Source organism: Streptomyces sp. NPDC007162 (genome assembly GCF_040634175.1).
Lineage (GTDB): Bacteria > Actinomycetota > Actinomycetes > Streptomycetales > Streptomycetaceae > Streptomyces.
This window is the reverse complement of record NZ_JBEYFC010000149.1, coordinates 1-18,573: the sequence shown is the minus strand read 5'-3', so window position 1 is coordinate 18,573 and position 18,573 is coordinate 1. Positions and strand designations below refer to the sequence as shown.

Sequence of the window (18,573 nt, the reverse complement as noted above, 5' to 3'; positions counted from 1 at the left end):
GTCCGGGGGCGCGGTGCGTGTCTTACGGAGTGGTGACCTCCGGGCGTGGACCCGTGGCCCGGGAGCCGGACGGACCTAGCGTGGCCGTATGCGTGTACTGGTCACCGGCGGTGCCGGGTTCATCGGGTCCCATGTGGTCGAGGCGCTGGAGGCGCGCGGGCACGAGGCGGTCGTGTTCGACGTGCGGGACGGTCCCGGCGCCGACGTCCGCGACCCGACGGCGGTCGGACGGGCGCTGGCGGGCGTGGACGCCGTCTGCCACCAGGCCGCCATGGTCGGTCTCGGGGCCGGCTTCGGGGACGCCGCGGAGTACGTGTCCCGCAACGACCTGGGTACGGCGGTGCTGCTCGCCGCGATGGCCGACGCGGGCGTACGGCACCTGGTGCTGGCCGGGTCGATGGTCGTGTACGGGGAGGGCCGGTACGAGTGTCCGGGGCACGGCGTCGTACGGCCCGGCCCGCGCGCCGTCGCCGATCTGGACGCCGGCCGGTTCGAGCCCACCTGCCCGGTGTGCGGCGCCGACCTGGCCCCCGGACAGGTCGCCGAGGACGCCCCGGTCGATCCGCGCAACGTGTACGCCACGACCAAACTGGCCCAGGAGCATCTGGCCGCCGCCTGGGCCCGCGCGACGGGCGGCGCGGCGGTGTCGCTGCGCTACCACAACGTGTACGGCCCCCGGATGCCCCGGGACACCCCCTACGCGGGCGTGGCCTCCTTCTTCCGGTCGGCGCTCGCCCGCGGCGAGGCACCCCGGGTGTACGAGGACGGACAGCAGCGCCGGGACTTCGTGCACGTCCGGGACGTGGCCGCCGCCAATGCGACGGCCCTCGAGGCCCGGTCGGCGACGGGCGCGCTGACCGTGTACAACACCGGCAGCGGGGAGCCGCACACCGTCGGGGAGATGGCCCGTGCGCTGGCCGAGGCCCATGGCGGGCCGATGCCGGTGGTCACCGGCGAGTACCGGCTCGGCGACGTACGGCACATCACGGCCGACTCGGCGCGGCTGCGCGCCGAGCTGGGCTGGAAGCCGGAGATCGGGTTCGCGGACGGTATGGCGGAGTTCGCGCGGGCCGGGATGCGGGACGCGTAGGTCCCGGAAGGACCGGTGGTGCTGCCCGCGATCAGGAAGCGGTGGTGGGCAGCACCACCTCGAAGCGGCAGCCGCCGGGGATGTTGTGCACGGTGGCCCGGCCCTGGTGGGCCTCCACGATCCCGCGGACGATGGCGAGACCGAGGCCCGCGCCCGCCGGGGGCGTACGCGCGTGGCTGCCGCGCCAGCCGGTGTCGAAGACGCGGGGCAGGTCGTCCTCGGGGATGCCGCCGCAGCCGTCGGTGACGGACAGGACGACACCGTCGGGACCACGTTCGGCGGCGACCGCGACCGTGCCGTCCGGGGGTGTCCGGCGGATCGCGTTCACCAGCAGGTTGCCCAGCACCCGGCTCATCTCCTTGCCGTCCACCTCGACCGGCACCGGTTCCACCCGGTCGCCGACCAGCCGTACGCCGTGCTCACGGGCGAGCGGGTCGGCACCCGCGAGGGCGTCGCCGACGAGGTCGTACAGCGACATCCGGCTCGGGCTGAGCGAGAGCGTGCCGGCGTGGATGCGGGAGAGTTCGAAGAGGTCGCCGACCATGTCGTTGAGGCGTTCCACCTCGGTGCGGATCTGCTTGAGGTAGCGGTCCGGCTCGGCGGCGACGCCGTCCTCCAGCGCCTCGGACATGGCGCGCAGTCCGGCGAGCGGGGTGCGCAGGTCGTGCGAGATCCAGGCGACCAGTTCCCGGCGCGAGGTCTCCAACGCGCGTTCGCGCTCCCGGGACTCGGCGAGCTTCGCGCTGGTGGCCGCCAGCTCGCGGCTCACCGCGGCGAGTTCGGCGGTGGCCGGGACCTCGGGTGCGGCGAAGTCGCCGTGTTCGCCGAACGAGCGGGCCGCGAGGGCGAGTTCACGGCTGCGTGCGACGACCCAGCGGCCCAGGACCAGCGCCGTCGCCAGCGACACGGCGGCCGCCATGGCGACGACCGTCGTCACCACCGACAGGTCGTGCGAGGAGAGGAACATCGCCCAGGCGACGGCCAGGGTCCCGGCGAGCATCGCGACCACGCCGACGGCGGCGACCACCGCGAGGGACGCGGTGAGCGAGCGGCGGCGCAGCAGGCGCAACGCCGCCGCGCCGAGCAGCCCGGTGACGGCGGCGCCCGCGAAGGCGTACAGGGCGATGAGGAGGGTGTCGCGCATCTCAGGCTCCGTCCTGCGTTCCGCCCGGTTCGAAGCGGTAGCCGACGCCCCACACCGTCCGGATCAGGCGCGGCCGGGCCGGATCGTCCTCCACCTTGGCGCGCAGCCGCCGGACGTGGACGGTGACCGTGGACAGGTCGCCGAAGTCCCAGCCCCACACCGCCTGCATCAGGTCCTCCCTGCCGTACGCCCGCCCCGGGTGCCGCAGGAAGAACGCGAGGAGATCGAACTCGCGGAGGGTGAGGGCGAGTTCGGTGCCGTTCTTGGTGGCGCGGCGGGCGCCGGTGTCGAGGGCGAGCCCGGCGGCGGTCAGGACGTGCGCGGCGGACGAGGGGTGGCTGCGGCGCAGTACCGACTCCACCCGCAGCACCAGTTCGCGGGGGCTGAAGGGCTTGGTGACGTAGTCGTCGGCGCCGACCTCCAGGCCCATGATGCGGTCGTCCTCGTCGCCACGCGCGGTGAGCATGATGACCGGGACGGGGGCCCGGCCGCGCAGCCGCCGGCAGACCTCCAGGCCGTCCATGCCGGGCAGCATCAGGTCGAGCACCACCAGGTCGGGCCAGTGGGCGGCGGCCCGGGTCAGGGCGGTGGGGCCGTCGCCCGCGCGGTCCACGAGGTGGCCGGCGCGGTCGAGGTATCCGGCGACGACCTCGGCGACGGTGGGATCGTCGTCGACCACCAGGATCCGGGCGGCCCCGGCGGTGGGCCCGGCCTCGGTGAGCTCGTACGGCTGCTGCATGCCTCCACCCTCGCACCGGCCGGGCGCGGGTGTCGCGCCCGGCGACGGCGACGGGCACGACGTCCGCGATCCGTAAGGAATTCCGGGCGCCGGGCGCGCGGCTTCGACGTCCGCGTTTCGTAAGGGTCCTGAGTCCGGTATGTCCGGTTCGTGTTCGTAGGGTGACACCGTGACCACCTCACCCACCTCATCGTCGACGGACGTGGACGTCGTACTCCCCTGTCTGAACGAGGCCGGGGCGCTGCCCTGGGTGCTCGGCCGGATCCCCCCGGGCTGGCGGGCCCTCGTGGTGGACAACGGTTCCACCGACGGCTCGGCGGACATCGCCCGGGCGCTCGGTGCGACCGTCGTGCGCGAGGCGCGGCGCGGCTTCGGCGCGGCGTGCCATGCGGGGCTGACCGCGGCGAGCGCCGACATCGTCTGCTTCTGCGACTGCGACGCGTCCCTTGACCCCGGGCTCCTCGTGCCGTTCGTGCGGGAAGTCGTCGAAGGGCGGGCCGACTTGGTGCTCGGCCGACGGCGTCCGCAGGGGCGGGGGGCCTGGCCGGCGCATGCCCGCGCGGGCAACCTGGCGCTGGCGCGGATGCTGCGGCGCCGCACCGGACTGCGACTGCACGACCTGGGGCCGCTGCGGGCGGCGCGGCGGGAGCAACTGCTCGCCCTGTCCCTCGACGACCGGCGCAGCGGTTACCCGTTGCAGATGGTGGTGCGGGCCGCCGACGCGGGCTGGCGTGTCACCGAGCACGACGTGGCGTACCTGCCGCGCACCGGCAGGTCCAAGGTGACCGGGACCTGGCGCGGCACGTGGCAGGCGGTCCGGGACATGAGCCGGGTGCTGAACGAACCGCCTCGGGCGCGGGTCGAGGGCGGCTGACCGCGTCCGCCCGGCGGAGCCGCACGTCGATGCGGCCCGCGCCCCGCCGGGGCCCTTCCCCGGCCACCTCGTCCAGCCCACCGAGCCGCACCCAGGGAACTCCCATGACCACCCTCCTCGTCATCGCCAAGGAACCCTGCCCCGGCAGGGTCAAGACACGGCTCACCCCGCCCTTCTCGCCCGAGCAGGCAGCCGCCCTCGCCGAGGCGTCACTCGCCGACACGCTGCACGCCGTCGCCGGGACCCCCGCCACCCGCAGGGTGCTCGCCCTCGACGGCGCCCCGGGCCCCTGGCTGCCGCCCGGCTTCGATGTCGTGCCGCAGTGCGCGGGCGGTCTCGACGCACGTCTCGCCGACGCCTTCGCCCACTGCGCCGGCCCCACCCTGCTCATCGGCATGGACACCCCGCAGGTCACCCCGGCCCTGCTCAGCGTGGACTTCACGGACCGCGACGCGTACTTCGGCCCCGCCGAGGACGGCGGGTTCTGGGCGCTGGGGCTGGCCGATCCGGACCCCGGGCTGCTGCTCGGGGTACCGATGTCCACCCCGCGGACGGGTGCCGTCCAGCGGCGGCGGCTCGTCGCCGCGGGGCTGCGCGTGCGGGACCTGCCGCGGCTGCGGGACGTGGACACCGCCGCGGACGCCGCGGCCGTCGCGGCCCTCGTCCCGCACAGCCGGTTCGCCGCCCGGCTGGCCCGGTGCACGGCACACAGCGGCACGGGCCGCCGGTGACCACCTCGCCGTCCGTCGCCTGGACCGGCGCCGATCCCTACGCGGCCGCCCTGCGCGCCGGGCACGGCCCGTTGTACCTGCGCCGTACCGACGGCGCGCTGCTGCCCCTGGAGGTCGAGCGCTGGTGCGCACGGGCCGACCCGGTGGACCGTGCGGTACTGGACCGCTGCGAGGGCGCCGTCCTGGACGTCGGCTGCGGCCCCGGACGGCTCGTCGCCGAACTCGCCGCCCGGGGGCGTACCGTCCTCGGTGTCGACGTCAGCACGGCCGCCGTCGACCACACCGTGCACCTCGGCGGCCAGGCGCTGCGCCGCTCGGTCTTCCAGCCGCTGCCCGGCGAGGGCCGCTGGGGCACCGTGCTGCTCATGGACGGAAACGTCGGGATCGGCGGCGACCCCGCCCTGCTCCTGGGCCGCGTCGGTCAACTCCTGGCGCCTGGTGGTCTGTTGATCGCCGAGACCATGTCTGTGGACGTCGACGAGCGCGCCCGCGTCCATCTCACCGACGCCCGGGGAGCCGTCGGGGAACCCTTCCTCTGGGCACGGCTCGGCACCCCGGCCCTGCTGCGGTACGCCCGGGGCTGGGCGCCGGCCGGTCAGTGGGCGGCCGGCGGGCGTCGCTTCGTCTGCCTGCGCAGCCGCAGCACCAGGAGCAGCGCCGAGCCGCCGAAGAGCACGGCGGTGATCAGCAGCCAGCGGGCCAGGAAGCCGTCCGGGGACAGGCCGGTGGCCGACCGGTAGCGCCCGGCCACCGTCCCGCTGATCAGCGGGAACCACACCAGCAGGAGCAGCCCCGAGAGCGCGGCGGGGACCCGGACGTACATCGTCCGCTCCCGCTGACCCGCGGTGCCCAGCCCCCGTACCACCGCCCGGTCGGCCAGCGTGTAGAGCGGCAGCAGCACCAGGTCGTGCAGCAGGGCCGCCCCCACGATCCACAGCGCCACCCCGAACCAGTCCCCGGCCAGCAGCCGTACGCCGGCATAGGCGGCGAGCGCGAACGAGCAGACCAGCAGGAGGAGCTGGAAGGGGCTGCCGAGGACGGGGCGGGGGCGCATCACAGCTCTCCGAAGGTCAGCCGGGCCACCCACTTGGTGTTGAGCACGCCGGGAGCGGCGGGCACGATCACCCGGGCCGGGTAGCCGTGGTCGGGGGACAGGTCCTCGCCGTTGACCCGCAGGGCGAGCAGGGAGCGCGGGTCGGCGACCTGGTTGGCGCGCAGCGCCCCGCGGCGGAAGGCGCCGTGCAGCTGGAGGGACTCGACGAGGACGTCCGGTGGGTCGCCGTCGTGGCCGACGAGGGCGGCGAGGTCACGCAGCCGCACCCCGCGCCACCACTGGTCGGCGGTCGACCAGCCCTCCACGCAGGCGATGGGCAGCGCGGCGCTGTGCTGGGGAAGCCGGAGGAGTTCGGCGCGGCTGAGACGGACCGTCCGCCCGCCCCGTCCCGTGACGACGAGCCGCCAGGTCTCCTCCGCGGTCTGTCTCGGGTCGATACCGGCGTACCCGGCCGTCTTGTTGATCTGGAAGCCGTTCGGGCCGCCCCCGGGGTCGGCCCAGCCGTGCGGGGCGAGCAGGGCCGTGCGCCGCAGCGCGCCCCCGATGCTCTGCCCGGCCGTCGTGACGAGCAGGAGCAGCGACCCGCCCCCGACGAACCACAACGCACCACGCCGGTCCACGGTCGGCGGATCCGGCAGGGGTGACGTCAACTCACCCTGGTCGCCGTGCCGCTCGCGGACCGCCCGGAGCGCTTTCGGGGTCTTCAGCGCCGCGTGGGTCAGGAACGCGGCGAAGAACACCCAGGCGCCGTAGAAGTGCAGGGGGTAGAAGGAGCCGGGGAAGACGTAGTCGAGCTGGACGTTGAGGACACCGGTGACGAACTCGAACAGGCCGCCGCCGACGAGCAGCAGCAGCGAGAGGCGCTCCAGGGCGTGGGCGAGGGAGCGGGCCGGGGGCAGCGCGAACAGCTTCGGCACCACGGACCACAGCTTTGCGAGCAGGACCGGGATCAACGTGACCCCGAGGGTAACGTGCAGGCCCTGGGTGAGCCGGTACAGCCAGGACGGGTTCGTCGGCCAGGAGAACAGGTAGAAGCCGAGGAGTCCCTTGTCCGGGGTCTGGTCGTTCACCGGGGCCAGGTCGGGGTTGTACGCGGCGTACGACACCAGCCCGGTCAGGAACAGCACGGTGACACCGACGAGCAGCACCAGACCGAGCACAGAGGTGAACCAGGTGCCGCGCAGCGGGCTGCGCCAGAAGCCGGGCGCGGTGGGGAGCCGTGGATCGTCGTCTCGCATGCTCCGACCGTAGGCCGGGACAACGCCCGGAACGGGTAGCCGACCCATGACGAAAGTCTGACGTCGGCCCACTGATCCACGGCGTGGCGCGGCCCTGGCCCTAGCGTTCCGGTGTGACCCGCACCTCCCTCCGCAGCCGGTACGCCGATGCGGCCGCCGTCCTCGCCGCCGCCCTGCTCGTGCTCACCGCCGCCCTGGTCGGCCGACACATCCAGGACACCTACCGCACCCTGTTCGTGCACTGGCCGCCGCTGTTCGCCGACTGGGACCCGCACCTGGGCCCGGGCACCCCGGCCGCCGTGCTCGTCGGGGCCGCGGTGGTGGCGTACGGGCCGGCCCTCGCCGTACGGCTGCCGTGGCGCGGGCTGCTCGGCGCGGCCTGGGGCTGCTCGCTGGCCTGGACGTGGTCGCTGGCGCTGGTCGACGGCTGGCAGCGGGGCGTGGCGGGCCGGCTCACCAGGCCGAACGAGTACCTCACCGCCGTCGGGCGCTTCCACGACATCCCCGCGGCCCTGCGGGGCTTCACCCACCACATCGTCGACGGCACCGCGGCGCCCTGGCCCGTTCATGTCGCCGGGCACCCCCCGGCGGCGACCCTCACGTTCGTCCTGCTGGACCGGGCCGGGCTGCACGGCGGCGGCTGGGCGGGGGCCTGGTGCGTCACCGTCGGCTCCACGGCCTGCGTCGCCGTTCTGGTCGCGGTGCGGGCGCTCACGGAGGAACGGCTCGCCCGGCGGGCCGCGCCCTTCCTGGTGGCGGCCCCGGCCGCGGTGTGGGTGGGCGTCTCGGCGGACGGCTACTTCGCGGCGGTCGCCGCCTGGGCGGTCGCGCTCCTCGCGCTCGCGGTGACCGGGCGGTCCCTGGCGTGGGCGGCGGCCGCGGGCCTGCTGTACGGCCTGACCTGCTACCTGTCGTACGGTCTGGCGCTCTTCGCACTGCTCCTCGCGGCGGTGCTGCTGCTCGGCCGGCGGGGGGTGCGGGCGCGGCCGGTCCTCGCGGCGCTGCTGGTGGCGGGGGCGGCCGTGGTCCCGTTCGTGTTCACGCTCGCCGGGTTCGACTGGTGGCAGGGGTACCGGCTGCTCGTCACCCGCTACTACCAGGGCATCGGCGGGATCCGGCCGTACGGCTACTGGGTGTGGGCCAACCTGGCCTGCACGGTGCTGATCACCGGTCCGGCGACGGTGGCGGGGCTGCGCCGGGCCGGTGCCGTCCTGGTCCGGCGCCGTACCCCGCCCGGCCCTGAGCTCCGCCTCGCCGTTCTCGTGGGTGTGGCCCTGCTCGCGCTGCTGATCGCGGACCTGTCCGGGATGAGCAAGGCGGAGACGGAGCGGATCTGGCTGCCGTTCGCGGTGTGGCTGCCGGCCGCCGGTGCGTTCCTGCCCCGGCAGCGGGGCTGGCTCCTGGCACAGACGGTGCTCGCACTGCTGCTGAACCACCTGCTGCTCACCGGCTGGTGAACAGCAGGCCCTGTCTTTTAAAGCGGGGGCAACGCCCGGGAAACAGCGCACCGCGACCCTTCCGTGCTAACGACCGGGGACGAGGAAGGGCAGAGTCGTGACGGAGATCGTCGGCAAGGAGACGCCGCCCGCCGCTGTGGAGGGCCGGACGGACGGCCAACGGACGGACGGCAGACGGACGTACGGCGCCTGGGCGAAGAACGACACGCTGGAGGACTACTCGCTGCGCTACGCGCCGAAGTCCTTCCGTCGCTGGACCCCTTACGTGGTGGCCACCACCGCGCTGGGCGGCATCGCCTATCTCGCGGACTTCGCGATCGGCGGCTCGATCGCCGTGTCCAACGGCTTCTCCAGCGCGATGGTCGCGATCCTGACGGCCGCGGTGGTCATCTTCCTGACCGGTGTGCCGATCTCCTACTACTCGGCGAAGTACTCCATCGACATGGACCTGTTGACCCGGGGCGCGGGCTTCGGCTACCTCGGATCGACGCTCACGTCGGTCATCTACGCCAGCTTCACCTTCATCTTCTTCGCCCTCGAAGGCTCGATCATGGCGCAGGCCCTGGAACTGGGCCTGCACATCCCGCTGGCGGTGGGGTACCTGATCTGCTCGCTCATCATCCTGCCGCTGGTCGTCTACGGCATGACCGCGCTGTCGAAGATGCAGGTGTGGACCCAGCCGGTGTGGCTGGTGCTGATGGTCGCGCCGTTCGTGTCCATCGCGGTCCAGGAGCCGGGGAAGTTCTCGCAGTTCACGCACTTCGCGGGCGACTCCCCCACCGGGTCGGGCATCAGCGCGCTCGGGGTGGGCGCGGGCGCCGGGGTGGCGCTGTCGCTGATCGCGCAGATCGGTGAGCAGGTGGACTATCTGCGGTTCATGCCGGACAGGACGCCGGAGAACGGGAAGAAGTGGTGGGCGGCGGTGCTCTCCGCCGGTCCCGGCTGGGTGGTGCTCGGCGCGGCGAAGCAGATCGGCGGGGCGTTCCTCGCCTTCTACATCGCGGGCAGCGTGGGCCTGGCCAAGGCGAACGAGCCGATCCAGCAGTACGTGCACGGCTTCGGGACGTTCGCGGCGCCGATCGCGCTGGGCCTCGCCACCTTCTTCGTGATCCTGTCCCAGGTGAAGATCAACTCGACGAACGCGTACTCCGGTTCGCTGTCCTGGTCGAACTTCTTCTCCCGGCTGACGCACCGTCACCCGGGCCGGGTGGTCTACATCTTCCTCAACGTGGGCATCGCGCTGGCCCTGATGGAGGGCGGCGTCTTCGGCTTCCTGAACACCGTGCTCGGCTTCTACTCCAACGTGGCGATCGCCTGGATCGGCGCGGTCGTGGCCGACCTGGTCATCAACAAGCCGCTGGGGCTGAGCCCGTCGTACATCGAGTTCAAGCGGGCCCACCTGCACCACTTCAACCCGGTCGGCTTCGGCTCGATGCTGATCGCGTCGGCGGTCTCGATCGCCGCGTACTTCGACGCCTTCGGCGCGTATGCCAAGGCGTACTCGCCGTTCGTCGCGCTGTTCCTCGCGATGGTGCTCTCGCCGCTGTTCGCGGTGCTGACCAGGGGGAAGTACTACATCGCCCGCGTCGACGACCTCGCCGAGCCGCTGCTCGGCGCCGACGGGCTGCCGTCGGCGGCCGTGCTGACCTGCACGGTGTGCGCGACCGGGTTCGAGCGGCCGGACGTGGCCGGCTGCCCGTTCCACTCGGGGCCGATCTGCTCGCTGTGCTGCAGCCTGGAGAAGGACTGCCACGACTCCTGCAAGACCGGCCCGGTCGCCCTCGGCATCCCCGCGGTACGCCCCGCGGACTGACGGGTGCCGTCGCCCACCGCGCCGGCGGGGGTCATGGCCGGTCGGCCTCCCGCGCGGGCCGCGGGCGGCCCGGCTCCTCCGGTGCGGGGGCGCCGCCGCCCTGCCCCTCTGCGCACGCTTCGTCCGCCTGGGCGCGCTGCTCGGCGAGGAGCGGGAAGGAGAGGTGGGCGAGGTCGCCCGGCGGGGGCGCGGTCAGCGACCACAGGGGGGCGGGGGTGCCGTCGGCGACCGCTGCGGGCGCGTCGGTGAGGTTCATGCGTTCGCGCAGCCGGCCGTAGAAGTCCATGGGCGCCAGCCGGACCACCCGCAGCCGCTTCGGGGCGGCGTACACGCCGATCCAGTCACCCGGCTCCACGACGCCCCGCACCTGGCCGTCGACGCTGACCGCGGCCGGCCCCGAGCGTTCCAGGACGCGCAGGCCGACCGCCTCGTCGGGGGCGGTGACGACGGAGCGGTCGAACGTCATGTGCGGGGCGACCGGGGTGAAGACGAGCGCCTCCGCGCGGGGCGAGACGACGGGGCCGCCGGCGGCGAAGCTGTAGGCGGTCGAACCCGTGGAGGTCGCCACCAGCAGCGCGTCGGCGGAGTACGAGGCGAGCAGGCGTCCGGAGATGTACACGCCCACCGACACCTGGCGGTCCCGGGACAGTTTCTCCAGGACGACGTCGTTGACGGCGGTGATGCGCAGCGGGACGCCCCAGTCGGGGTCCTGTTCGCAGTCGGTGCGCACCTGGGGCGGCGGCAGCAGCGGTCCCCGGCCGTACTGCATCAGGTCCCCCATGTGGGCGGGCACCTCCAGCCTGCGGGAGGAGCGCATGGTGAGCAGCAGCCGGCTGTCGACGTCGAACCGGTCCTCGTGCACCGCGTCCAGCGCCTCGGTGACGGAGCGGACCGGCACGTCGGTCAGGAAGCCGACCCGGCCCAGGTCGACGCCGAGGACCAGCGCGTCGTTGCGGGCGGCGAGCCGGGCGCCGCGCAGGAAGGTGCCGTCGCCGCCGAGGGTGACGATCAGATCGGGGTCGCCGGCGGCCGCGACCTCCTCGCCGGAGCTGTGCCGTCCGCCGTCGTGCCACACGTCGATGTCGGTGCACCGCACGCCGCGCTCCGCGGCCCACGCCCGTACCGCACGGGCCGCGTCCGCCGCCTCCGCACGGCCCCCGTGCACCACCAGTCCGAGCCCGTTCACCGTCATCTCCGCCTCCAGGAACGCCGTGGTCGCCGCTGCTCCCACGCTGTCACGCCGGATGCGGATCTGTCGGGCGGAGCGGGATCACGGACCGGGATCACAGACCGAGGGAGACGGCCAGCCGGGTCAGCTCGGCGGTGGTGCTGATGTCGAGCTTGGCGCGGATCCGGCGGAGGTACGCGTCGACCGTGTGCCGGGACAGGCCCATCTGCCGGGCCGCCTGGAGGTAGGTGCGGCCCGCGGCGATGTGCCGGAGCGTCTCGCGTTCACGCGGGGCCAGCGCGACGGCGGCGGTCTCGGTGTGCTCGGTGACGGCGACGCTCATGAGGAGATCCTTCACATAACCGATAAGTACGTTTTGTCCGCTTAGAAAATCCTCACAAGCCGACGTCATGGCGGTGTCCGCCGACCGTCACAGGCGTGTCACAGGCACCCGGTGAGCGGTGGCGGAACGGCAGCGGATTGGTGCTCCGTGCCGACCGGGATCATCCTGGGGAGGAGAAGCGGCCGTGCAGGTTCCGCGAAGGATGAGCGGCGATGGAACGACCTCCCACCTCTCCCAGCAGTCCGGCGGGGACCCACGCCGTACCCCAGGGGGGCCGCACCGCCGCGGTCACGGTCGACGAGCGGGGTGTCGTGACCGGCTGGAGCGACGGTGCCGGGCTGCTGCTGGGCTATCCGCCCGCCGAGATCCTGGGCCACAAGGCAACCGAACTGCTCGCCGAACCGGACGGGGACACCTGGCGGGAGGCCGCCGCGGGGCCGCGCTGGAGCGGCACCGCGGCCCTGCGCCACCACGACGGGCACCGGCTGGACCACGACGTACTGGTCCACCGCAGGCCCGTCGGCGACCCGCTGGGCGGCACGGAGTGGCTGGTGGTCTCCGCCGTCACCGGGCTGCCGCCGACCACCGGCCAGGAACTGGGCGAATGGGCCTTCCACCAGTCCCCGTGCGTCGCCGCCGTCTTCGACGCGGGGCTGCGGCTGGTACGGGCCAGCGCGGGGATGCAGCGGGCACTGTCCCTGGCCGAGGGGACGATGCGCGGGCTGCGGCTGACGGACATCGCACCGTACGAGGGCAGCGCCGAGGCCGAGGCCGGGATGCGGCGGATCCTCGACGACGGCGCCCCGCAGGACGTCCAGCTGCACCTGGACCCGGCCGATCCGGCGCGTGACTGGCACGCCCGGATCGTGCCGCTGACGGACCCGGGCGGGCGGGTGCGGGCGGTGGCCCTGACGGCCCACTCCGACCCGTCGGAGCAGCTGGTGCGGCAGCGGATGCTGCTGCTGAGCGACGCCGGAACGCGCATCGGTACCACCTCCGACGTGCAGTGCACCGCCCGGGAGCTGGCCGACGTCGCCGTGCCCGCCTTCGCCGACGTGTGCGCCGTCGACCTGCTGGACACTCCGCCGCGCTCGACCGGACTCGCCCACCGGCCCCCCGGCCGGGACGGCACGCCCCCGTCCGGCGGCGGCCCGACGCTGCGCCGGGCCGCCGTCCGCTCGACGCCCGACGCGCCACCGCCGCCGCACCCCTCGGGCGACGTGCTGCACTGCCCGCCCTGGTCACCCTCGGGCCGGTGCCTGGCCGACGGGCGGGGCGCGGTGTACACGGGGGACGACGAGGTGGTGGGCCGCTGGGCGCAGGAGGACCCGCAGGCCGCCGCGTGGATCCGGGAGAGCGGGGCACACTCGCTCCTCGCGGTGCCGCTCACCGCGGCCGGTGTCACGTTCGGCGTGGCGCTGTTCGGCCGGAACCGGTGGACCGAGCCGTTCGACGCCGACGACCTGTGGCTCGCCGAGCAGCTGGCGGCCCGGGCGGCCACCAGCATCCACGGCACCGCACGCACCGAACGGCAGCACACCACCACGATGACCCTGCAGCGCAGTCTGCTCCCGCACACGCTGCCCGAGCAGTCGGCCCTGGACATCGCCACCCGCTATCTGCCCTCGGTCAGCGAGGCCGGGGTCGGCGGCGACTGGTTCGACGTCATCCCGCTGTCCGGCACCAGGGTCGCGCTGGTCGTCGGCGACGTCGTCGGCCACGGCATCCGGGCCGCCGCCACCATGGGCCGGGTGCGTACGGCGGTCCGCACACTGGCCGACGTCGACCTGCCGCCCGACGAACTGCTCAGTCACCTCGACGACCTGGTCGTCCACCTGTCCGCGGAGGAGGCCGACAGTGACGGCGAGGAGGCCGCCGGCGGCGTGGGCACGACCTGTCTGTACGGCGTGTACGACCCGGTCACCCGGCGCCTGGACGTCGCCCGGGCCGGCCATCCGCCGCCCGCCGTGGTCACCGAGGGCACCGTGACCTTCCTCGACGTCCCCGCCGGTCCCCCGCTGGGCCTCGGCGGGCTGCCCTTCGAGTCGTTCGAGACGGAGCTGCCCGAGGGCAGTGTGATCGCCCTCTACACCAACGGTCTGCTGGAGCCCCGCGACCACGACATCGACGACTCCCTGGACAGGATGTTCGCCGCGCTCGCCCGCCCCGCGCAGAGCCTGGACACCGTCTGCGACCGGGTCCTGACGTCCATGCTCACGCACCGCCCCGACGACGACATCGCCCTGCTCGTCGCCCGCACCCGTGCCCTGCACGCGGACCGGGTCGCCACCTGGCAGCTGCCCTTCGACCTCGCCGCGGTCGCCGAGGCCCGCAGGCGGGCCACCGACCAGCTGGTCGCCTGGCGGCTGGAGGACGCCGCGTTCATCACCGAACTCATCGTCAGCGAAATGGTCACCAACGCGTTCCGGTACGGCCGGCCGCCCGTCCGGCTCCGGCTCATCCACGACGACCACGCCCTCACCTGCGAGGTCTTCGACTCCAGCAGTACGGCACCGCACATGCGGCGGGCCCACACCTACGACGAGGGCGGCCGCGGACTGCTGCTCGTCGGCCAGCTGACCCAGCGCTGGGGCACCCGACACGCCGGCACCGGCAAGACGGTCTGGGCCGAACAGTTCCTGACGGAGGACTGAGAGGCCCGGGGCAGGGGCGGCTCCCGCCGGGGGCAAGGGGGCTAGCCGACGGGGCGGGGGGTGAGGACCGGGTGGGCCCAGGACGGTGGGGCCGGGGGGCCGGTGGGGGGCCGGCCGATCGTGGGGGACGTGTCGGCGGAGCGGTCCGCCGGGCCCGGTCGGACCGGCCCGGCGCCGTACGCGGCGAACCGCAGCGCGCCGATGAACTCCAGGCAGGAGCCGTAGCGGTCCTCGGGGGTCTTGGCCAGCGCCTTGGCGAACACGTCGTCGAACTCCGCCGGCAGCCCCGACCGCACCTCGCTCAGCGCGGGCGGGAGGTCGTACTGGTGCGCCCACAGCAGCGCGATGTCCTCGTCCCGTACGAACGGCGGCCCGCCGGCCAGCATCTCGAAGACCACGCAGGCCAGACTGTAGAGATCGCACCGCCCGTCCACGGGGCGGCCCGAGATCTGTTCCGGCGCCACGTAGTCCAGCGTCCCGACGAACTCGCCGACCGTCGTGAACCCCGTCAGGGACAGCGACTTCTTGGTCAACCCGAAGTCGGTGAGGTACACGTGCTCGGGGTGGTCGCTGTCGGTGCCCTGCGCCACCAGGACGTTGCCCGGCTTCACGTCCCGGTGGACCAGGTCGTGCCGGTGGGCCGCGTCCAGCGCCGAGGCCACCTGGCCGGCGATGCGCAGGGTCGCGGCCACCGGCAGCACACCCTCCCGGTCCAGCAGCGCGCGCAGATCCGGGCCGGACACGTACCGCATGGCGATGTACAGCACGCCGTCCGTCTCACCGGCCTCGAAGATCGGCACGATGTGCGGGTGGTCGAGGGCGGCCGCCACCCGGGACTCGTGCGTGAAACGCCGGCGGAAGGTGTCGTTGCGGGCCATCTCCGGGGCGAGCAGCTTCAGCGCGACGGTGCGGTCCAGACGCAGATCCCTGGCGCGGTAGACGACGGCCATGCCGCCGCGGCCGATCTCGCCCTGGACCTCGTATCCCGCGATGCGCGCCGCCATCACACATCACCCCGTACACATCACCCCGTGACGTCCGGAACCTGCCCACATCGTATCCAGCGGCGGGCCGCGGCGCCCGCGCTGAACCGTCCTCCCGTCAGGCGCCGCGCAGGGCGTTCAGCACGTCGGCGTCCGTCAGCTGCCCGAAGTCGTCGTACCACTGGCCCACCGAGCTGAACACGGCCGGCCGGAACGGGCAGACGACGAGGTCGGCCTCGGCGGCGAGCGCGTCGAGGGAGTCGGGCGCGCCGACGGGTACGGCCAGCACGGTCCGGGCGGGCCCCTGGCCGCGTACGTGGCGCAGGGCGGCGCGGGCGGTGGAACCGGTGGCGAGGCCGTCGTCCACGACGATCACGGTACGGCCGCGCAGTGCGGGCGGCGGGCGGCCCTGCCGGTACCGGCGCTCGCGGCGGCGCAGCTCCTGCCGTTCCCGCTCCACCACGGGGGCCAGCGCTTGCGCGCTCAGGCCCAGCCGGGCCAGGGTCGCCCGGTCGAGGAGCGGCGGGTCGTCCCCGGTGATCGCGCCGACGCCGAACTCCTCGTGGTGCGGGGCACCGATCTTGCGTACGACGAGCACGTCCAGCGGCGCCGACAGCTCCCGCGCGACCTCCACGGCGACGGCGGCGCCGCCCCGGGGCAGGGCCAGCACGATCGGCTCCGGCAGGGCGCCCTCGTCCCGCAACTCCCGCAACGCGGCGGCGAGTTCCCGTCCTGCCCGGGTGCGGTCCCGGTAGTGCATGGGGTGTCCTCCGGGGGTTGAGGTCGGCCCCCTCCGTCCATGGTCACACCCCGGAGCCGGGGACGAGTCCCCCTGCCCGCCGGGGCGGGACGATTCTGCAGCTCATGTGAACACTCGGTGTGCGGCCCCTTCACGGTCGCCTGTTCCCTACGATCGTGCCGTGGTCAATTTCCTCCTCCAGCGGACGGCTCCGCTGCCGATCGACGAGGCGTGGCGCCGGCTCACCGAGTGGTCCCGGCACGCCGACGCGGTCCCGCTGACCCGGGTCACCGTGCTCACCGATCCCCCTACCCACGAGGGCACCGTCCTCGTGGCCCGCTCGGGCCTCGGGCCGCTGTCGTTCGACGATCCGATGGAGGTGACCGTCTGGGAGCCGCCGCGGGACGGCGGCTCCGGCCGGTGCCGGCTGGTCAAACAGGGCCGGGTCGTGCAGGGCTGGGCCGAGTTGGAGGTGCACCCCGGCCCCGGCGGGCGTACCCGGGTGGTCTGGAACGAGGAGTTGCGCGTCCGTGGCCTGCCGTCGGCCCTCGACCCGCTGGTGCGCCGTACGTCCCGCGCGGTGTTCGGCCGGACGCTGAACACGCTGCTGCGCACCCCGTAGCCGAAGCCCCGCGGGCCGGACCGTCCCGGCCGCGGCGCCGCACGGGCGCCGGCCGATGCCGCGCGGTCGTCGCCCACTTGGCAGATCCCCGCCGCACGAGGACAGTGGCTCTCCGGTGGCGAACGGTCACCGTGGGTCGACGCGGCCGGGAGGCTCGGAGGTGGCGCTCTTCTCGCCCGGGGAGGTCAAGCTGATACGGGAGGCCGGGCACCCGCGCGGCTGGGTGCGCGGCGAGGTGCTGATGCGGGAGGGCGACCCGGCCGACTCCGTCGTCCTGCTCACCGGCGGCCTGGTGAAGGCGACCGTCGACTCGGCGAACGGGTACACCAGTCTGCTCGCCCTGCGCGGCTCGGGTGAACTCCTCGGCGAGCTCGCCTGTATCGACGGCCGGCCACGGGGCGCCACGGTCACCGCGATGCGCCGCTCGACGGGTGTGGTGGTCGCCGGGGACGCCTTCCTGCGGCTCCTGGAGCGGGACGCGGCGCTGTGCCTCGCGGTGCTGCGCAGCGTGGTGGGCCGGTTGCGGGACTCCGACGGGCTGCGCGCCGATCAGGGTGCCCGTACCACCCGGGCCCGGGTCGCGGGGCTGCTGGTGAAACTCGCCGTCCAGTACGGCTCGGCCGCCTCGGAGGCGCTGCCGGGTGCCGTCGCCGTCCAGGTCAACCAGCGGGAACTGGCCTCCGCCACGGGGGCTTCCCGGGAGTCCGTGGTGCGCTGTCTGCGGGCGATGCAGCAGGAGGGCCTGGTGGCGACCGGCCGGGGGCGGACGGTCGTACTCGACCTGGCGGGGTTACGGCGCTGGGCCGAGGAGTGAGCGCCCGTCCGCGCCGGGAACCGCTTGCACGGACCGCCCGCCGGGCCCGCTTGCACCGCGGGCGCATGGGAACGGAACTCCCCCTGCCGAATGCGTCATTTGACGCTGTACGACGGCCGCGAAGGCGCTTCCATCGTCCCCTGGCGCCCGGACCGGTTCGGCTGATCGGGGGAAACGGACCGGGCGCCGCCGGGGGGGGAGCCCACCAGGTGGCCGGGCAGGGGGAGAGCTAGGCCACCGAACCGATCCGCCGCGCGGGGGACGGCGTCGAGGTCGCGTCGTGGTGGATCGGGGTGTGGGCGCCGGTCAGGGGGATGCCGGTGCCGCCCCGGCGAGCGGCGACGATCTCGGCGGCGATGGACAGGGCGGTCTCCTCGGGGGTGCGGGCGCCGAGGTCGAGGCCGATGGGGGACCTGAGGCGGGCCAGCTCCAGTTCGGTGACGCCGACCTCGCGCAGCCGGGCGTTGCGGTCCAGGTGGGTGCGGCGGGAGCCCATCGCGCCGACGTAGGCCACCGGGAGGCGGAGGGCGAGCCGGAGCAGCGGGACGTCGAACTTGGCGTCGTGGGTGAGGACGCACAGGACGGTACGGCCGTCGACGCGGGTCCGCTCCAGGTACGTGTGGGGCCACTCGACGACGATCTCGTCGGCGTCCGGGAAGCGGGCCTTCGTGGCGAACACGGGGCGCGCGTCGCACACCGTGACGTGGTGGCCGAGGAACTTGCCGACGCGCACCAGCGCCGAGGCGAAGTCGATCGCCCCGAAGACGATCATCCGGGGCGGCGGGACGGACGACTCCACCAGCACCGTGAGCGGCGCTCCGCAGCGTGAGCCCTGCTCTCCGATCTCCAGGGTGCCGGTGCGGCCGGCGTCCAGGAAGGCACCGGCCTCGGCGGCCACCGTGCGGTCCAGTTCCGGGTGGGCGCCGAAGCCGCCCTGCCAGGAGCCGTCGGCCCGCACCAGGAGGGCGCGGCCCGGCAGCTCGGGCGGCCCGGTGACGATCCGCGCGACCGCCGCCGCGTCCCCGCGGGCGGCGGCGGCCAGCGCGGCGGCGACCACCGGCCGGACGGGATCGTCCGCCCGGACCGGGGTGACGAGGATGTCGATGACTC

17 protein-coding genes are annotated in these 18,573 nt (G+C 74.2%); 9 read left to right on the top strand and 8 right to left on the bottom strand.

Annotated elements, in window-relative coordinates; genetic code table 11:
- Positions 1-88 precede the first annotated feature (88 nt).
- Positions 89-1,090 (top strand): NAD-dependent epimerase/dehydratase family protein, encoded by a 1,002-nt coding sequence (locus ABZ646_RS19570; RefSeq protein WP_360520145.1) that lies wholly within the window; start codon positions 89-91, stop codon positions 1,088-1,090.
- Between the two features lie 31 nt (positions 1,091-1,121).
- On the opposite strand, the gene ABZ646_RS19565 is transcribed toward ABZ646_RS19570, so the two are convergent.
- Positions 1,122-2,234 carry a HAMP domain-containing sensor histidine kinase gene (locus ABZ646_RS19565; protein ID WP_360520143.1) on the bottom strand — a complete coding sequence of 371 codons (1,113 nt, stop codon included), beginning with the start codon at positions 2,232-2,234 and terminating at the stop codon, positions 1,122-1,124.
- Position 2,235: 1 nt separating this feature from the next.
- On the bottom strand, positions 2,236-2,973 hold the full coding sequence (locus ABZ646_RS19560; RefSeq protein ID WP_360520141.1) for a response regulator transcription factor: 738 nt from the start codon (positions 2,971-2,973) through the stop codon (positions 2,236-2,238).
- A gap of 169 nt (positions 2,974-3,142) precedes the next feature.
- Between ABZ646_RS19560 and ABZ646_RS19555 the strand changes: the two genes are divergently transcribed.
- The 3 genes from ABZ646_RS19555 to ABZ646_RS19545 all read left to right on the top strand — a co-directional run bounded on the left by ABZ646_RS19555 (position 3,143) and on the right by ABZ646_RS19545 (position 5,318).
- Entirely contained in the window at positions 3,143-3,847 is a 705-nt protein-coding gene (locus ABZ646_RS19555; RefSeq protein WP_360520139.1) for a glycosyltransferase family 2 protein, read from the top strand.
- Positions 3,848-3,951: 104 nt separating this feature from the next.
- A complete protein-coding gene (locus ABZ646_RS19550) occupies positions 3,952-4,578 on the top strand; it encodes a DUF2064 domain-containing protein (protein WP_360520137.1) in 627 nt (208 codons plus the stop codon).
- The gene (locus ABZ646_RS19545) at positions 4,545-5,318 is read left to right on the top strand and encodes a methyltransferase domain-containing protein (RefSeq protein WP_360520135.1); all 774 of its coding nucleotides are present in this window, start codon (positions 4,545-4,547) and stop codon (positions 5,316-5,318) included. Before ABZ646_RS19550 ends, ABZ646_RS19545 begins: the two co-directional genes overlap by 34 nt.
- A gap of 313 nt (positions 5,319-5,631) precedes the next feature.
- Here the strand turns inward: ABZ646_RS19545 and ABZ646_RS19540 are convergent, their stop codons facing one another.
- Positions 5,632-6,870 carry a molybdopterin-dependent oxidoreductase gene (locus ABZ646_RS19540; protein WP_360520133.1) on the bottom strand — a complete coding sequence of 413 codons (1,239 nt, stop codon included), beginning with the start codon at positions 6,868-6,870 and terminating at the stop codon, positions 5,632-5,634.
- A gap of 113 nt (positions 6,871-6,983) precedes the next feature.
- Here ABZ646_RS19540 and ABZ646_RS19535 point away from each other — a divergent pair, with 113 nt between their 5' ends.
- Both ABZ646_RS19535 and ABZ646_RS19530 read left to right on the top strand, forming a co-directional pair.
- Positions 6,984-8,327 carry a hypothetical protein gene (locus ABZ646_RS19535; RefSeq protein WP_360520131.1) on the top strand — a complete coding sequence of 448 codons (1,344 nt, stop codon included), beginning with the start codon at positions 6,984-6,986 and terminating at the stop codon, positions 8,325-8,327.
- Between the two features lie 136 nt (positions 8,328-8,463).
- The gene (locus ABZ646_RS19530) at positions 8,464-10,140 is read left to right on the top strand and encodes a hypothetical protein (protein ID WP_360520149.1); all 1,677 of its coding nucleotides are present in this window, start codon (positions 8,464-8,466) and stop codon (positions 10,138-10,140) included.
- Between the two features lie 31 nt (positions 10,141-10,171).
- Here the strand turns inward: ABZ646_RS19530 and ABZ646_RS19525 are convergent, their stop codons facing one another.
- Positions 10,172-11,332: an NAD(+)/NADH kinase gene (locus ABZ646_RS19525; RefSeq protein ID WP_360520147.1), complete on the bottom strand. Its 1,161-nt coding sequence runs from the start codon at positions 11,330-11,332 to the stop codon at positions 10,172-10,174.
- A gap of 91 nt (positions 11,333-11,423) precedes the next feature.
- Positions 11,424-11,651 carry a helix-turn-helix transcriptional regulator gene (locus ABZ646_RS19520; protein WP_132889999.1) on the bottom strand — a complete coding sequence of 76 codons (228 nt, stop codon included), beginning with the start codon at positions 11,649-11,651 and terminating at the stop codon, positions 11,424-11,426.
- 212 nt (positions 11,652-11,863) lie between these two features.
- Between ABZ646_RS19520 and ABZ646_RS19515 the strand changes: the two genes are divergently transcribed.
- Positions 11,864-14,305 carry a SpoIIE family protein phosphatase gene (locus tag ABZ646_RS19515; protein WP_360520129.1) on the top strand — a complete coding sequence of 814 codons (2,442 nt, stop codon included), beginning with the start codon at positions 11,864-11,866 and terminating at the stop codon, positions 14,303-14,305.
- A 41-nt stretch (positions 14,306-14,346) separates the two neighbouring features.
- Here ABZ646_RS19515 and ABZ646_RS19510 read toward each other — a convergent pair whose 3' ends face one another.
- Both ABZ646_RS19510 and ABZ646_RS19505 read right to left on the bottom strand, forming a co-directional pair.
- Complete coding sequence (locus tag ABZ646_RS19510) at positions 14,347-15,309, bottom strand: serine/threonine-protein kinase (protein WP_360520127.1); 963 nt, start codon at positions 15,307-15,309, stop codon at positions 14,347-14,349.
- A gap of 97 nt (positions 15,310-15,406) precedes the next feature.
- The gene (locus ABZ646_RS19505; protein ID WP_360520125.1) at positions 15,407-16,048 is read right to left on the bottom strand and encodes a phosphoribosyltransferase family protein; all 642 of its coding nucleotides are present in this window, start codon (positions 16,046-16,048) and stop codon (positions 15,407-15,409) included.
- A gap of 160 nt (positions 16,049-16,208) precedes the next feature.
- Between ABZ646_RS19505 and ABZ646_RS19500 the strand changes: the two genes are divergently transcribed.
- Both ABZ646_RS19500 and ABZ646_RS19495 read left to right on the top strand, forming a co-directional pair.
- Positions 16,209-16,649 (top strand): SRPBCC family protein, encoded by a 441-nt coding sequence (locus ABZ646_RS19500; RefSeq protein WP_360520123.1) that lies wholly within the window; start codon positions 16,209-16,211, stop codon positions 16,647-16,649.
- 160 nt (positions 16,650-16,809) lie between these two features.
- Positions 16,810-17,463 carry a Crp/Fnr family transcriptional regulator gene (locus ABZ646_RS19495; protein ID WP_360520121.1) on the top strand — a complete coding sequence of 218 codons (654 nt, stop codon included), beginning with the start codon at positions 16,810-16,812 and terminating at the stop codon, positions 17,461-17,463.
- A gap of 229 nt (positions 17,464-17,692) precedes the next feature.
- On the opposite strand, the gene ABZ646_RS19490 is transcribed toward ABZ646_RS19495, so the two are convergent.
- Positions 17,693-18,573: XdhC/CoxI family protein (locus ABZ646_RS19490; protein WP_360520119.1), on the bottom strand; the 881-nt coding region annotated here is incomplete at its 5' end.

What these genes read in the sequence shown, in the direction of transcription:
- ABZ646_RS19570 (WP_360520145.1), top strand. Translation starts at nt 89, where the DNA reads ATGCGTGTACTGGTCACCGGCGGTGCCGGGTTCATCGGGTCCCATGTG.
- ABZ646_RS19525 (WP_360520147.1), bottom strand. Translation starts at nt 11,332, where the DNA reads ATGACGGTGAACGGGCTCGGACTGGTGGTGCACGGGGGCCGTGCGGAG.
- ABZ646_RS19505 (WP_360520125.1), bottom strand. Translation starts at nt 16,048, where the DNA reads ATGCACTACCGGGACCGCACCCGGGCAGGACGGGAACTCGCCGCCGCG.
- ABZ646_RS19520 (WP_132889999.1), bottom strand. Translation starts at nt 11,651, where the DNA reads ATGAGCGTCGCCGTCACCGAGCACACCGAGACCGCCGCCGTCGCGCTG.
- ABZ646_RS19515 (WP_360520129.1), top strand. Translation starts at nt 11,864, where the DNA reads ATGGAACGACCTCCCACCTCTCCCAGCAGTCCGGCGGGGACCCACGCC.
- ABZ646_RS19565 (WP_360520143.1), bottom strand. Translation starts at nt 2,234, where the DNA reads ATGCGCGACACCCTCCTCATCGCCCTGTACGCCTTCGCGGGCGCCGCC.
- ABZ646_RS19560 (WP_360520141.1), bottom strand. Translation starts at nt 2,973, where the DNA reads ATGCAGCAGCCGTACGAGCTCACCGAGGCCGGGCCCACCGCCGGGGCC.
- ABZ646_RS19540 (WP_360520133.1), bottom strand. Translation starts at nt 6,870, where the DNA reads ATGCGAGACGACGATCCACGGCTCCCCACCGCGCCCGGCTTCTGGCGC.
- ABZ646_RS19550 (WP_360520137.1), top strand. Translation starts at nt 3,952, where the DNA reads ATGACCACCCTCCTCGTCATCGCCAAGGAACCCTGCCCCGGCAGGGTC.
- ABZ646_RS19510 (WP_360520127.1), bottom strand. Translation starts at nt 15,309, where the DNA reads ATGGCGGCGCGCATCGCGGGATACGAGGTCCAGGGCGAGATCGGCCGC.